Below are 14,835 nucleotides of genomic sequence, written 5' to 3'. Positions count from 1 at the left end.
GCCCCGGATACCTGCCGCTGTCTGGCCGCGGCAACTACAGTTGGACCCTAATAGAGGCACGCGACGGGGAGGGGAACGCACGTCATGACACAGCGATGCGCCCCCTTGATGAGCTTGGACCAGCTGCACGACCTGGAGGATTCCCTGGGCGGGGAGGCTGCTGTGTGCAAGGGCTTCGTCAGCAACTACGTGGACATGTGGACGGGCCGGTTCCAAAGGCTGTCCACGGCCATCGGCTCGGAGGACCTGGATGCCGCCATGGACGCGGCCTTGAGCCTGTGCACTTCCAGCCACATGGTCGGCGCAACGCGCCTGGAGCAGTGCGCCGAGGAGTTGATCGGAATGCTGCGCGCCGGCTGCCTGCAGCAGGCGTCCATGGCGTTGCCTTCACTTGGACGATGTGGGAGGCAGACCGTCCACCAGCTCGTGGAGAAATACGTCAAACGCGCCTAGGCCACACCCGCGCGCCCAAACGGGGGTCCGGGCGGTGGCGGCAACACCAGACGTGGACGCCGTGGCGGTGTCCCGCTACACCGTCTGCTTCAGCGCGTCCTCCGCGGCGACCCAGGCGAGCATGGCGCACTTGACCCGGGCCGGGAACTTGGAGACTCCGGAGAGCGCCGCGGCGTCGCCCAGGACTTCCTCGTCGGCCGTCAGCTTGCCGCGGGAGCGCATGACTTCGCGGAAGTTCCCAATCAGCTCCTGCACCTCGCCGGCGCCCAGGCCCACCACGAGCTCGCTGAGGATCGAGGCCGACGCCATCGAAATGGAGCATCCGTCCCCCGCCCAGTGGATGCCCGAGACCGTCCTGTGGTCCCCGCTGCCCTCCGTCTCCACGCGAAGCGTGATCTCGTCCCCGCACACGGGGTTGAGCTGGTGGCACTGCCCCGTCCCGGCCGGCAGGTGGTCCCCCGCCAGCTGGTTGTTGGGCAGGTCCGCGCCGGTGCGGGCCTTGGCCTGCTCCAGGATGATCTGCTGGTACAGCGAATCCAATGCGCTCATGGGGTTCAGGCTCCCGTGATTCCAAAGTAGGGACGCACGCCGGCCACTGCGGCCAGGAACGCGTCCACCTCATCCGTGGTGTTGTACAGGTAGGCGCTGGCGCGGGTGGAGGCGCGCAGGCCGAGCCGCCGGTGCAGGGGCTGCGCGCAGTGGTGGCCCACGCGCACCGCGATGCCGGCGGCGTCAAGGAACTGCCCGACGTCGTGCGCGTGGACGCCGTCCACCTCAAAGGCGGCCAGGCCGGCGCGGGCCGTGCCGGCGGAAGGGCCCAGCACGCGGATGCCGGGGATGGCCTCCAGCCCGGCCACCATGCGCTGGCCCAGCGAGGCCTCCCAGTCGTGGACGCGCTGCATGCCGGTCTCGCTGAGGTAGTTGACGGCGGCGGCGAAGGCGGCGGCCTGCGAGATGGGCTGCGTGCCGGCCTCGAAGCGCTGGGGGGCGGGCAGGTAGCCGGCGCGATCCATGGTGACGGTGGTGATCATGGAGCCGCCGGTCAAAAACGGGGGCATGGCGTCCAGCAGCGCGGCGCGGCCGTAGACGGCGCCGATCCCGGTGGGTGCGAGCATCTTGTGGCCGGAAAACACCGCAAAGTCCACGTCCAGTGCCTTGACGTTGAGGGCCAGGTGGGGGGCGGACTGGCAGGCGTCGAGCACCACCAGGGCGCCGACGTCGTGCGCCATGCGGGTCAGCTCCACCACGGGGTTGATGACACCGGTGACGTTGGAGACGTGGGTGAAGGAAAACACCTTCGTGCGGGAGGTGAACAGGGCCGCCGCGGCCTCCATGTCCAGCAGGCCGTCTTCCATGATGGGAATGAATGTCAGCGTGGCGCCGGTGCGCCGGCACAGTTCCTGCCACGGGACCAGGTTGGCGTGGTGTTCCATCTCGGTCACCAGCACCTCGTCGCCGGGGCCGACGGCGAACTGCCGCGCCTGCTTGTCCACGTCGCCGACGCTGGCGTTGCCGAAGGAGTAGGCGATCAGGTTCAGCCCGGCGGTGGCGTTGGCCGTCCAGACCAGCTCGTTCTCCGCCGCCCCGATGAACGCGGCCACGGTGGCGCGGGCGTCCTCGAAGACGTCCGTGGCGGCGACGGCGAGCGTGTGGGCTCCGCGGTGCACGGCGGCATTGCGCTGCTCGTAGAACTCCTGCTCGGCTTCCATCACGCTGAGAGGCTTTTGCGACGTTGCCCCGGAGTCCAGGTAAACCAGCGTGTTGCCGTTGACCTGTTGGTCGAGGATGGGGAAGTCGTTGCGGATGCGGCGCACCTCGGCATCCGTCAAGGGCCCGTCATGGAAGTGGTCAGCGGATGTCAATGCCAAAACGCCTGCTCCTTAAGTGCGGTGCCGGACCGGGGCCGGCCGGGCAGCGGGATGGTGGCCTGGTCGTCGCCGGCTTCGCGGCCGGTGGCAAATAAGTCACGTCCAACGCACTTAATTATCGCACCGATTCGACGCATCCCGCTCCGGGTGTCGTCAGGTCACGCCAGCAGCGTCAGCCGAGCAGCTGCAGCAGGTACGCGCCGTACCCGCTTTTGACGAGTTTTTCGGCGCGCTGGCGGAGGTCGTCGTCGCTGAGGAAGCCCTGGCGCCATGCCACTTCCTCCGGCGCCCCGATCTTCAGGCCCTGCCGGCTCTCCACGGTGCGCACAAAGGTCGAGGCGTCGTTGAGGTCGCTGAACGTTCCGGTGTCCAGCCAGGCCGTGCCGCGGGGCAGCAGTTGGACCTGGAGGTCCCCGCGTTCGAGGTAGGCGCGGTTGACGTCGGTGATTTCCAGTTCCCCGCGGGGCGAGGGCTTGAGCTCCTTGGCGATGTTGACGACGTCGTTGTCGTAGAAGTAGAGGCCGGGCACGGCGTAGTTGCTGCGGGGGTTCGCCGGTTTTTCCTCCAGCGAGACCACCTTGCCGGCGGCGTCGAAGTCCACCACGCCGTAGGCGGCGGGGTCCTTGACCCAGTAGCCGAAGATGGAGCCGCCGCTGAGGTATTCGTGCTTTTGCAGCTGCGTGCCCAGGCCCGGGCCGTAGAAGATGTTGTCGCCGAGGACCAGGGCCACGGTCTGGTGGCCGATGTGCTCCTCGCCGAGGATGAACGCCTGGGCCAGCCCGTCAGGGGATGGCTGCTGCCGGTACGTGAGGTTGACACCGAATTGGGACCCGTCGCCCAGGAGGCGCTGGAACTGTTCGGCGTCGTGCGGGGTGGTGATGATCAGGATGTCCCGGATGCCGGCCAGGATCAGCGTGGAGAGCGGGTAGTAGATCATCGGCTTGTCATAGACGGGCACCAGCTGCTTGCTGATGCCCAGGGTGATCGGGTGAAGCCGCGAGCCGGTGCCCCCGGCGAGAATAATTCCGCGCATTTGTTACCGACCTTTCCCGGCCCCTGGGCAGCTCGGCGCTACGCTGGGGTTCATGCAGAGACTTTTGGTGACCGGCGGGGCCGGTTTTATTGGGTCCAACTTTGTCCACTATGCCATGGCCCACACGGATTGTGCGGTGACTGTGCTGGATAAGTTGACGTATGCGGGGAACCGGGCGTCGCTGGCCGGGCTGGACGCGGGCCGGTTCACCCTGGTGGAGGGGGACATTTGCGACGCCGTCCTGGTGGATTCGCTGGTGGCTGGGGCGGACGCGGTGGTCCATTACGCGGCGGAGTCCCATAATGACAACTCCCTGGCGGATCCGTCGCCGTTTGTGCAGACAAACCTGGTGGGGACCTTCACGCTGTTGGAGGCGGTGCGTCGGCACGGCACCCGGTTCCACCACATCTCCACCGACGAGGTCTACGGGGACCTGGCACTCGACGACCCGGAACGGTTCACGGAATCAACGCCTTACAACCCCTCGAGCCCGTATTCGGCCACGAAGGCCGGCTCGGACCTGCTGGTGCGGGCGTGGGTGCGCTCGTTCGGGATCGAGGCGACGATCAGCAACTGCTCGAACAACTACGGCCCGTTCCAGCACGTGGAGAAGTTCATTCCGCGCCAGATCACCAACGTGATCGACGGGATCCGGCCCCGCCTGTACGGGGCGGGTGCGAACGTGCGGGACTGGATCCACGCGGACGACCATTCCTCGGCCGTGCTGGCCATCCTGGACAAGGGCGTGGCCGGGGAGACGTACCTGATCGGTGCCGACGGCGAGCACAACAACAAGGATGTGATCGAGCGGATCCTTACCGTCATGGGCAGGGACGCCGGCGACTACGACCATGTCAGCGACCGTCCCGGACACGACCTGCGCTATGCGATCGATCCGACCCGGCTGCGCACCGAACTCGGGTGGGTCCCTGCCCGTGCCGATTTCGACGCCGGGCTGGCCTCGACCATTGACTGGTACCGGGCCAACGAGGCCTGGTGGCGGCCGCAAAAGGCCGCCACGGAAGCCAAATACTCCCGCCAGGGCGAACAGGTCCAGACACCCGCCGGTGGGGCGGGCCGCCGGTGAATTCCCTGGAGTTTTCCAAGCCGCTCGGCTCCCGCCCGACGCCGATTCCCGGCATGGTGTTTTTTGACCTGCCCGTGCACGGGGACAACCGGGGATGGTTCAAGGAGAACTGGCAGCGGGAGAAGATGGCCGGCCCCGGGCTGCCGGATTTCGGGCCGGTGCAAAACAACATCTCCTTTAACGAAACGGCCGGCACCACCCGCGGCATCCATGCCGAGCCGTGGGACAAGTTCATCTCCGTCGCCACCGGGTCCGTGTTCGGCGCCTGGGTGGACCTGCGCGAAGGGGACTCGTTCGGGACCGTTTTCACCGCCGTCATTGATCCCTCCACCGCCATCTTCGTCCCGGCCGGTGTCGGGAACGCGTTCCAGACGCTGCAGGACAACACCGCCTACACGTACCTGGTCAACGCCCACTGGTCCCCCGAGGCGACGTACACCTTCCTGAACCTGGCCGATGAGACCGCCGCCATCGCCTGGCCCATCCCGCTGGAGTCCGCGGAGGTCTCCGAAAAGGACCGCACCCATCCCCGCCTCGCCGAGGTGGAGCCCATGCGCGGGAAGCGCACCCTGGTCCTGGGCGCCAACGGCCAGCTCGGCCGGGCCTTGGAGAAGCTGTACCGGGGCGACGCGGATGTGGACTTCCGCAGCCGCACCGAACTTGACCTCGCCGCTGCGGAGCCTTTCGCCGGGATTGATTTCTCCCGCTACGCCACGGTCATCAATGCCGCGGCGTACACCTCCGTGGACGAGGCCGAAACCCCGGCCGGGCGCGCGGCGGCGTGGGCCGTGAACGCCACCGCCGTCGCCACGCTGGCACGGGCCTGCACCGTTCACCGCACCACCCTGGTCCAGGTCTCCAGCGACTACGTCTTCGACGGCACCATCGACGTCCACGACGAGGACGAACCCCTCTCCCCCCTGGGCGTGTACGGCCAGTCCAAGGCCGCCGGGGACACCGCCGCGGCCACCACGCCCCGGCACTACATCCTGCGCACCAGCTGGGTCATCGGGGAGGGCAGCAACTTCGTCGCCACCATGGCCTCCCTCGCCGGCCGGAGCATCCGACCGGCCGTGGTCAACGACCAATACGGCCGGCTGACCTTCACCGAAGACCTCGCCGCCGCCATCCACCACCTGCTCACCACCGGGGCCCCCTTTGGCACCTACAACATCTCCAACGCCGGACCCGTCCAGACGTGGGCAGACATCGCCGGGGACGTCTACGAACTCCTCGGCCACCCCCGCGACCACGTCACCGGCATCCCCGCCGCCGAGTACTTCGCCGACAAACCCGACACCGCACCCCGCCCCACCCATTCCACGCTGAACCTCACCAAACTCCAGGACACAGGATTCATGCCGCCCCCCGCCCACGAACGCCTCGCCCAGTACCTCAGCGCACGGCGGGAGCCGTGAGGACGGGCAGTGCCGCCGTCGTCGGCGGAGGCATCATTGGCACCGCCGTGGCAAGGGAACTTCTGCTGGGCGGTACGGCGTCGGAAGTGACCTTGTTTGAAAAGGAAGCCGAGCTGTCCTTTCACCAAACGGGGCACAACAGCGGGGTGGTCCACGCCGGGCTCTATTACGAGCCCGGCGGGCTGAAGGCCACGCTGTGCCGCCGCGGCGTGGGCCTGCTGCGGGACCTTGCGGCCCGGCGGGATGTCCCGTTTGAGGAATGCGGCAAGGTGGTGGTGGCCCGGGACGCGGTGGAGCTGGAGCGGCTGCAAGCCATCTTCCGGCGCGCCGTTGCGAACGGGGTGCCGGACGTCCGCATGGTTGACGGCAGCGAGCTGGCCGACATCGAGCCGCATGCGGTGGGCGTCGCCGCGCTTCACTCCCCCACCACCGCCATTACCGACTACCGTGCGGTCACCGCCGCCCTGGCCGCTGAGTTCACGGAGGGCGGCGGGGTGGTCCGGCTGAACAGCCTGGTGCGCGGAGTGGTGGAATCCGGCATTGGGGTGCAGGTTGAACTGGATTCCGGGCTGGAGGACTTTGACCTTGTCATCAACTGCGCGGGGCTGCAGTCGGACCGGCTGGCGAAGAGATCGGGGGACGCCAGGGAACCCCGGATCGTGCCGTTCTTTGGCGAGTACTTCCTGCTCCGGCCCGAACGAAGCAGCCTGGTCAACGGGTTGATCTACCCGGTGCCCGATCCGCGGTACCCGTTTCTGGGCGTTCACCTGACCAAGCGCGTGGACGGGGCCGTCATGGTTGGCCCCAACGCCTTCCTGGCTGGCGGGCGCGAGGCCTACCGCGGCCGGCAGTTCTCCCCGGGCGACCTGGCCGACGTGGCCGGATTCCCCGGATTCTGGCGCTTCGCCGCCGGGAACATGCCTGCCGCGGTCCGCGAGGTGCGCACAGTGCTGAGCAGGCGCGCCTTTGTGGGTGAGGCCAAGGCCTATGTGCCGGAGCTGGCCATGGCCGACGTCGTTCCCGGCCACCGCGGCATCCGCGCCCAGGCGATGAACGCCGACGGCAGCCTGGTGGACGACTTTGTCATCACCGGCAGCCGGCGCATCCTGCACGTGCGCAACGCCCCGTCGCCGGGGGCGACGTCGTCGTTGGCGATCGCGGAGCACATTGTGCGGCAGGCCGCGGCGAGGCTGGTCGAATGAACCAGGATGTGACGCTCCGACGGCAATGGATCGCGACGGGCGTGGCGGTGGTTGCCTCCGCCGCTGTCATTGCCATTGCTGCGACGGGAGCACGGTCGGAGCCTACCGCCACCCCTGACCAATCCACGGCCGTAATCAGCGTGAGCGACGCCGCGTGCGGATCCGGAGCCGGAGCACGGTCCACGGGACCTGTCACGTTCACGCTCCGGAACGAATCCACGTGGCCGACGGAGGTTTACCTCGTCAAGCAGCCTGGCCTCGGCACCTTGTTTCGATCGGTGATTCTTGGGCCCGGCTCCTCCTTGAATGAACGCGCAGTGCTGGGTCCCGGCAGCTATTCCTTCCAGTGCCTTCAGGGAGGCCAGGTTCGCTCAATCTCCGTTCCCTTCGTCGTCACCGGCGAGGGCTCTTCGGATGACACTCCTGCCATCAAGCAGGCCTCCTCGGGTGAACTGCAGCAGTCCAACAGTCTTTATCTTCGGTATGCCTCGCAGACGCTTGGGACCATGGCCCCGCAGTTGCGCGGGCTCACGGCGGCCCTGGCGGCCGGCGACCTTGCTTCAGCCCGCCTTTATTGGCTGGATGCACGCCAAACCTGGGCTGGACTCGGCGCAGCTTATGGCAGTTTCGGTGATGCCGGGGGCAACATACAGGGCGTTCGCAATCCTGCACTGGCGCCGGCGAACGATCCGGATTTTACCGGCCTGGGACGCATCGAATACGGGCTCTACCATGGGGAGTCCGCACAGGCGCTGAATGAGGTGGCGGTCAAACTGGAAAAAGACGTGGCCGACCTTGCCGGGCAGCTGCGTACGCTGCCGCTTGTCCCCGGCTCGCTGCCGCTCCGTGCCCACGAAATTCTGGAAGACACTTTGCGTGACACGCTGTCGGGACAGGACGACCAAGGAGCCGGCATGGCGTTCGCGATCACGTCGGCGGATGTGTTGGCCACCCGCGCAACGGTCGCGGACTTGGCCGGACCGCTGGAGTCCCGCCGCCCGGGCATCACGGCCACCATCAACGCCACGCTCAATGCCGTCAACACCGCTCTGGCACCACTCCACAGGAACAATTCCTGGATCACCCTCGCCGACGCCACGCCAAGCCAGCGCCGGTCCGTCAACGCAGCGGTTTCTTCCGCCCTTGAAGCACTGGCGGACGTACCCCAATTACTCGCACTGCCACAAGGCAGTGAATAGGAAGGGCTCAGGCATGTCACCGGAATCCATACCCTCCCGGCGCAGGGACTTCCTGCGCGGCGCGTTGACCACGGGAACGGCGGCTGCCGCTGCCGCGGCAATTGCTGCGGCAGCACCCCCCGCACACGCCGAGGGTGCGGCGGCAGCATTCCCCTTTGAAGGGGAACACCAGGCCGGGGTGTATCTTCCGGCCAAACCACAGGCTGCCTCTACTTTTGCCGTCTTCGCATTGACTGCCACGAACAAGGCAGGGTTGAAGGCGTTGCTGCAGGCCGTCACGGACCGTATCCGGATCCTCACTGCCGGCGGCACTCCAACTCCTGCCGGTTCGGGCGCGCCACCAGCGGATTCCGGCGTGCTCGGACCCGCCATGCCGTCTGACGGGCTGACGGTGACCGTCGGGCTGGGCCACGGCGCCTTCGACAAACGGTTCGGTCTCGCCTCGATGAAACCGCACGGTCTGGGTCCCATGCGCATCTTCCCGGACGACGTTGCCGACCCGGCCTGGCTGGGCGGAGACGTTCTCCTGCAGATCTGTGCCAACTCACCGGATACTGTGCACCATGCCCTCCGGGACATCACCCGGCACACCCGTGCCTGGATCCAGCCCCAGTGGCAGATCAACGGCTTTGTCTCGCCTCCCCGCCCGTCCGGCACCCCGCGAAACCTGTTCGGCTACAAGGACGGGATCGCGAACCCCTCGGAGCGGGATGGGCTTGTGTGGATCACGCCTGGTTCCGGGCAGCCGGAGTGGGCCGTCGGCGGCACCTTCATCGTGGTCCGGCTCATCCGCATGCTCGTCGAATTTTGGGACCGCGTTTCCGTCAATGAGCAAGACACGATGATCGGCCGTCGCCGCGATTCCGGGGCGCCGCTGGACGGCTCCTTGGAAAGGGACACGCCGCAGTATGCAAAAGACCCCAACGGCGCTGTCATCCCGCTGGCCGCGCACATACGGCTGGCCAATCCACGGACACCCTCGTCTGACGGCACCAGGTTATTGCGCCGTGGGTACAACTACGTCCTTGGCCAGGACCCGACGGGCAACCAAAATGTGGGTCTCATCTTTGCGTGCTACCAGGCCAACATCCAAAAGCAGTTTGAGGCGGTTCAGGAGCGGCTGGCTGGCGAGCCGATGACCGACTACATCCAGGCATTCGGCGGCCAGTACTTCATCGGCCTGCCCGGAGTCACCGGCAATGGCGTCCTGGGTGCGGGCCTGTTCAAGTAGGTGTGTTCCTGCACCGTTGTTCCGGAAACCAAGTAACGCGTACGGGAAAGCAAGTAGTGCCGGCAATAGTCAAGTAGTCAGTACTCTGGAGATCGCCTCACTTACCGCCCTAGGGTGGAGCCAACGTGAAGAGTTTCGGTCGCACAGTTGGGTCTGTCATGCAAAAAAAGAACGTGCTTCACCTGCCTGCGGCGCTCAGGTGGGCGGTGCTCCCGTCTATTTTGGCGCTCGTCGTCGTTTTCCTGCCCGCAGCGGCAGCACCCGTGGCGTCCATGCTTCCCGCGGCAGTTGCCGCGTCGGATCCCTGTGCCGCACCCGTCGCCAGCGCCATTGCATGCGAAAACAGCAAACCGGGCTCGCCCCAAAGCGAGTGGGCTGTCTCGGGCGCAGGCGACTCAACGATCCAAGGCTATGGCACTGCGATGAGCGTCAATGTTGGGGAGACCGAGCAATTCAAGGTCAGCACTCCGGCCAAGGCCTACACCATCAACATTTATCGGCTCGGCTATTACCAGGGGCTGGGCGCACGGAAGGTGGCAGCCAACATCCTGCCCACGGCCACTCTGCCCCAGTCCCAGCCCGCCTGCCAACAATTCTCTGCCACGGGGCTGGTCGATTGCGGCAACTGGGCCGTGTCGGCGTCGTGGGCGGTTCCTGCCACCGCAGTTTCCGGCGTCTACCTCGCGCGACTCGTCCGCACCGACACCGGCGGAGCATCGGTCATTCCGTTCGTGGTGCGCAACGACGCCAGCACGTCCGACGTTGTCTTCCAAACTTCAGACGAAACCTGGCAGGCCTACAACACGTACGGCGGCAATAGCCTGTACCAGTGCACGGTTTCGTGCCCACCGGGCAATCCTCAAGGATACAAGGCAGCATTCAAGGTTTCCTACAACCGGCCATTTCACACGGCCCTGGACGACTCCGGACACAGCTGGGTGCTATACGCCGAAGAACCGATGATCATGTTCATGGAACAAAATGGCTATGACGTGAGCTATATCTCGGGGCTTGATACAGGCACCCGCGGTTCCCTGCTCCTCAACCACAAGACATTCCTGTCTGTGGGACACGACGAGTATTGGTCAGGCCAGCAGCGGACCAACGTGGAGTATGCCCGCGACCACGGAGTGAACCTCGCCTTTTTCAGTGGCAACGAGGTTTTTTGGCGGACACGATGGGAAGGCAGCCAAGCGGGAACAGCGACACCCAACCGAACACTTGTTGCCTACAAAGACACCCACTTCAATACACCCACGGACCCTGTCGAATGGACAGGTACGTGGGTTGACCCTCGATTTGGAACGGCGACTGGAGGAGGGAATCCACAAAATGCGCTCACCGGCCAACTGTTCCTTGTCAACAGTGGGACCACCGACATAAAAGTTCCGGCACAGTACAGCAACCTGCGGCTGTGGCGAAATACTGCCGTGGCCAAACTCACGGGCACACAATCTCTTACGCTCGGCGCCGGCTTGGGAACGCTTGGATACGAATGGGACGTCGACGCGGACGATGGTTTCCGGCCGGCCGGCCTGATCGACATGTCGTCCACCACATACGACGCCCCTCAGGTCTTTACAGACTACGGAACTAACGTGGCACCGGGAACGGCCACCCACAGCTTGACCTTGTACAAGGCGGCCAGTGGAGCCTTGGTCTTCGGTGCCGGGACAGTGCAATGGTCCTGGGGGCTGAATAACTTTACGACTGGTGCGTCCACGGATTCCAATATGCAGCAGGCAACCGTCAACCTGCTCGCCGACATGAAGATCCAGCCAGCGACGCCCATGGCCGGGATAGTCGTCAGTGCTGCGTCAACTGACACCGCACCCCCCGTTTCGACCGTAAGCACTCCGGCTACCGGCACTTCCGTTGCGGATGGTTCGACTGTAACCATTACAGGCACGGCGGCCGATTCCGGCGGCGGTGTAGTTGCCGGCGTCGAGGTCTCCACCGACAGCGGCAAGACATGGCACCCGGCCACCGGAACCACGAATTGGACCTACACCTGGAAGGCTGCGCACGGCTACCCGGGCACCACCATCAGGACGCGCGCCACCGATGACAGCGCCAATCTGGAGGTACCTGGCCCAGGCCGGGCCTTGGCCATCACATGCCCCTGCAGCTTGGTCGGCACCGGTACGGCCCCCGCCGCACCCGATTCCGGTGACGCAAACTCCGTAGAAGTCGGAGCCAAGTTCACTTCCGACGTCACGGGCACGATTTCCGGAGTCCGGTTCTACAAGGCGACGGCGAACAGGGGAACGCACGTGGGCAACGTGTGGTCCGCGTCGGGAGCGCTGCTGGCCACTGCCACCTTCACGGGTGAGTCTGCCAGCGGCTGGCAGACGGCAATATTCAGCAAGCCACTGGATGTCACGGCCAACACGCCCTATGTCGTTTCCTACTTCGCACCTCAGGGCCACTACGCCCAGGATTCCGGTTACTTCTACCCGAACCCTTCGCCAATGCCAGCCGGAAGTGGCAGCGCGGACAGCCCGCCCCTGCACTTCAACCGCAGCACGGCGACGAATCCAAACGGCTTCTACGTTTATGCGTCCAAGTCGACGTTCCCGTCAGGAATCTATCAAGCAGAATATTACTGGGTGGATGTGATTTTTAGTCCAACCAGCACTGCCCTCCCGGCAGTCTCCTCCTCGACGCCTGCGCCGGGAGGCACATCCGTCGCGATATCAGCGGCGCCTTCCGCCTCGTTCAACCAGGCTGTCACTTCATCAAGCGTGGCGTTCGGGCTCAAGGATTCCGCGGGGGCAACCGTCACCGGCACCACGACTTACAACGCCACCACCAACACCGCCACTTTCGCCCCATCAACACCGTTGTCTTACAGCACCTCCTACACCGCCACCGTCTCCGGGGCCACCAACGCGACCGGCCAAACGATGGCTGCTCCCTACAGCTGGTCCTTTTCCACCACGGCAGCTCCGCCTGCCCCGAATGTGACCGCCACGACGCCAGCCAACAACGAAACGGGAACATCCCCGGGCGTTGCCCCATCCGCTACCTTCAGCCAGGCAGTCACAGCAGCCAGCGTGACATTCGCACTCAAGGATCCAGCCGGCGCATCAGTGCCCGGCACCACCAGTTACAACGCCGCCACCAACGCCTCCACCTTCACCCCAACCGAATCCCTGGCCTACAGCACCACCTACACAGCCACCGTCTCTGGTGCCACCAATGCCACCGGCCAAGGCATGGCCGCACCATATATCTGGACCTTCACCACGGCGGCGCCTCCGCCGGCCCCGGCAGTGACGGGCACGGCGCCAGCTAATAACGCCAACGGTGTCGCGATATCCACGACACCATCGGCGACGTTCAACACGGCCGTCGCACCATCAAGTATTGCCTTCTCGCTGATGGACGCCGCCGGAACTTCCGTCTCGGGCACCATGAGCTATGCGACCGCGACCAAGACGGCCACATTCACACCCACTTCACCCTTGAACTACACCACCGCCTACACGGCAACCGTTTCCGGGGCCACCAATGGCACCGGCCAAACCATGGCAGCCCCCGTAACCTGGTCGTTTAGCACTACGGCACCACCGCCTGCGCCGACGGTGACGTCCACCACGCCAGCCAATAACTCCACCGGAACCTCCCCAGGAATTGCCCCGTCCGCGATCTTCAGCCAGAACGTCTCAGCGTCCAGCGTGACGTTTACACTCAAGGACGCGGCCAGCGCCGAGGTTCCCGGCACGACTTCGTACGCCCCCGGAACAAATACAGCCACCTTCACACCGACCACATCACTGGGCTACAGCACTACCTACACGGCGAGCATCTCAGGGGCAACCAACAGCACCGGCCAGAGCATGGCAACGCCCTACACATGGATTTTCACCACTAGCGCGGCGTCCGCGTGCCCCTGCAGTGTCTTCAGTCCCACGGCCATACCGACCACACCAAACACCGCCGATGGGAATGGCGTTGAACTGGGAATGAAGTTCCGCTCCGACGCACCTGGCAACATCACCGGTATCCGCTTCTACAAGGGGAGCGCCAACACTGGAACCCATACCGGTTACCTGTGGAGCGGCACCGGATCGTTGCTCGGCTCCCTCACCTTCACCGGCGAGACCGCCAGCGGATGGCAACAGGCGAATTTCGCCAGTCCCATCGCCATCTCCGCGGGTGTCACCTACATCGTCAGCTACTATGCTCCCAACGGAAACTACTCCTCCGACGGCAACTACTTCAGTGCCAGCAAGGACACGGGACCATTGCATGGCCTCGCGGACGGAACCGACGGCGGCAACGGCGTCTTCAACTACGGCAACGCAGCCTTCCCCACCGGCAGCTGGAACAAAACCAATTACTGGGTCGACGTCGTCATGAGCGCCACGGCCCTGCCTGCGCCGTCCGTGACTGGAGTTACTCCCGCCAATAACGCCACGGGTAGCATCGTCACAGCGGCCCCATCGGCTACGTTCAGCCAGGCGGTGACCGCTTCAAGTATTACGTTTACCCTAAAGGACGCCTCTGGTACGAAAGTAGCCGGTTCCATCGACTACAACACGTCCACAAACACCGCCACCTTTACCCCCACGGTTGGGCTGGCCTACAGCACCGTCTACTCTGCCACCGTCTCGGGAGCGACCAACAGCACCGGCCAGAGCATGGCAACCCCGTACACGTGGTCTTTCACAACGGGCACCGCACCAGCATGCCCCTGCAGTGTCTTCAGTCCCACGGCCATACCGACCACACCAAACACCGCCGACGGCAACGCCGTTGAACTGGGAATGAAATTTCGCTCCGACGTCCCCGGCAACGTCACCGGCATCCGCTTCTACAAGGGGACCGCAAACACTGGAACCCATACCGGTTACCTGTGGAGCGGCACCGGTTCATTGCTCGGCTCCCTCACCTTCACCGGTGAGACGGCCAGCGGATGGCAACAGGCGAATTTCGCCAGCCCCATCGCCATCTCCGCGGGTGTCACCTACATCGTGTCCTATTACGCACCTAACGGAATATATGCCGCTGATAGCAACTACTTCACTGCCAGCAAGGACACCGGACCATTGCACGGCCTCGCGGACGGCACCGACGGTGGAAACGGGGTCTACAACTACGGCAACGCGGCCTTTCCTACCAACACCTGGAACAAATCCAATTACTGGGTCGACGTCAATTTCACAAGCTATTGAAGGTTCGGCCAACTTGAATCGCATGAATAATTCTCGAAAGCAGAAATTGCGGCGTGCCTCGTGGATGGCAGTTAGCCTCCTAATCCTTACGACGGCGTGCACCCCCGCCACGCCCTCGACCTCTCCTTCAGCGACCGAATCGGAATCTACTTCAGGTGCGGCCC

10 protein-coding genes are annotated in these 14,835 nt (G+C 65.0%); 7 read left to right on the top strand and 3 right to left on the bottom strand.

The window, feature by feature from the left end:
* Nucleotides 1-108 precede the first annotated feature (108 nt).
* Nucleotides 109-453: an Hpt domain-containing protein gene (locus tag DMB86_RS07065; protein ID WP_113717157.1), complete on the top strand. Its 345-nt coding sequence runs from the start codon at nucleotides 109-111 to the stop codon at nucleotides 451-453.
* Between the two features lie 75 nt (nucleotides 454-528).
* Here the strand turns inward: DMB86_RS07065 and sufU are convergent, their stop codons facing one another.
* From sufU to rfbA, 3 genes are all read right to left on the bottom strand, one after another.
* On the bottom strand, nucleotides 529-1,002 hold the full coding sequence (gene sufU, locus DMB86_RS07060) for a Fe-S cluster assembly sulfur transfer protein SufU (protein ID WP_113717156.1): 474 nt from the start codon (nucleotides 1,000-1,002) through the stop codon (nucleotides 529-531).
* A 5-nt stretch (nucleotides 1,003-1,007) separates the two neighbouring features.
* Nucleotides 1,008-2,321 (bottom strand): SufS family cysteine desulfurase, encoded by a 1,314-nt coding sequence (locus tag DMB86_RS07055; RefSeq protein ID WP_227878644.1) that lies wholly within the window; start codon nucleotides 2,319-2,321, stop codon nucleotides 1,008-1,010.
* 172 nt (nucleotides 2,322-2,493) lie between these two features.
* Nucleotides 2,494-3,354 (bottom strand): glucose-1-phosphate thymidylyltransferase RfbA, encoded by an 861-nt coding sequence (gene rfbA, locus DMB86_RS07050; protein WP_113717155.1) that lies wholly within the window; start codon nucleotides 3,352-3,354, stop codon nucleotides 2,494-2,496.
* A 52-nt stretch (nucleotides 3,355-3,406) separates the two neighbouring features.
* Between rfbA and rfbB the strand changes: the two genes are divergently transcribed.
* The 6 genes from rfbB (at nucleotide 3,407) to DMB86_RS07020 (ending at nucleotide 14,671) form a co-directional block, all read left to right on the top strand.
* Nucleotides 3,407-4,441, top strand: a complete 1,035-nt coding sequence (gene rfbB, locus DMB86_RS07045; RefSeq protein WP_113717154.1) for a dTDP-glucose 4,6-dehydratase — start codon at nucleotides 3,407-3,409, stop codon at nucleotides 4,439-4,441.
* Between the two features lie 53 nt (nucleotides 4,442-4,494).
* Nucleotides 4,495-5,859: a sugar nucleotide-binding protein gene (locus DMB86_RS07040; protein ID WP_113719394.1), complete on the top strand. Its 1,365-nt coding sequence runs from the start codon at nucleotides 4,495-4,497 to the stop codon at nucleotides 5,857-5,859.
* The gene (lhgO, locus tag DMB86_RS07035; RefSeq protein WP_113717153.1) at nucleotides 5,856-7,061 is read left to right on the top strand and encodes an L-2-hydroxyglutarate oxidase; all 1,206 of its coding nucleotides are present in this window, start codon (nucleotides 5,856-5,858) and stop codon (nucleotides 7,059-7,061) included. The genes DMB86_RS07040 and lhgO overlap by 4 nt, the downstream gene beginning before the upstream one ends.
* Complete coding sequence (locus DMB86_RS07030) at nucleotides 7,058-8,260, top strand: EfeM/EfeO family lipoprotein (RefSeq protein ID WP_113717152.1); 1,203 nt, start codon at nucleotides 7,058-7,060, stop codon at nucleotides 8,258-8,260. Before lhgO ends, DMB86_RS07030 begins: the two co-directional genes overlap by 4 nt.
* 13 nt (nucleotides 8,261-8,273) lie before the next feature.
* On the top strand, nucleotides 8,274-9,491 hold the full coding sequence (locus DMB86_RS07025) for a Dyp-type peroxidase (RefSeq protein WP_113717151.1): 1,218 nt from the start codon (nucleotides 8,274-8,276) through the stop codon (nucleotides 9,489-9,491).
* Nucleotides 9,492-9,649: 158 nt separating this feature from the next.
* Nucleotides 9,650-14,671 (top strand): DUF4082 domain-containing protein, encoded by a 5,022-nt coding sequence (locus DMB86_RS07020; RefSeq protein WP_113717150.1) that lies wholly within the window; start codon nucleotides 9,650-9,652, stop codon nucleotides 14,669-14,671.
* Nucleotides 14,672-14,835: the final 164 nt, after the last annotated feature.

It is taken from the genome of Arthrobacter dokdonellae (assembly GCF_003268655.1).
GTDB classification, from domain to species: domain Bacteria; phylum Actinomycetota; class Actinomycetes; order Actinomycetales; family Micrococcaceae; genus Specibacter; species Specibacter dokdonellae.
Note: the sequence above shows the minus strand (reverse complement) of the source record. Positions and strands in the feature narration are given on the sequence as shown.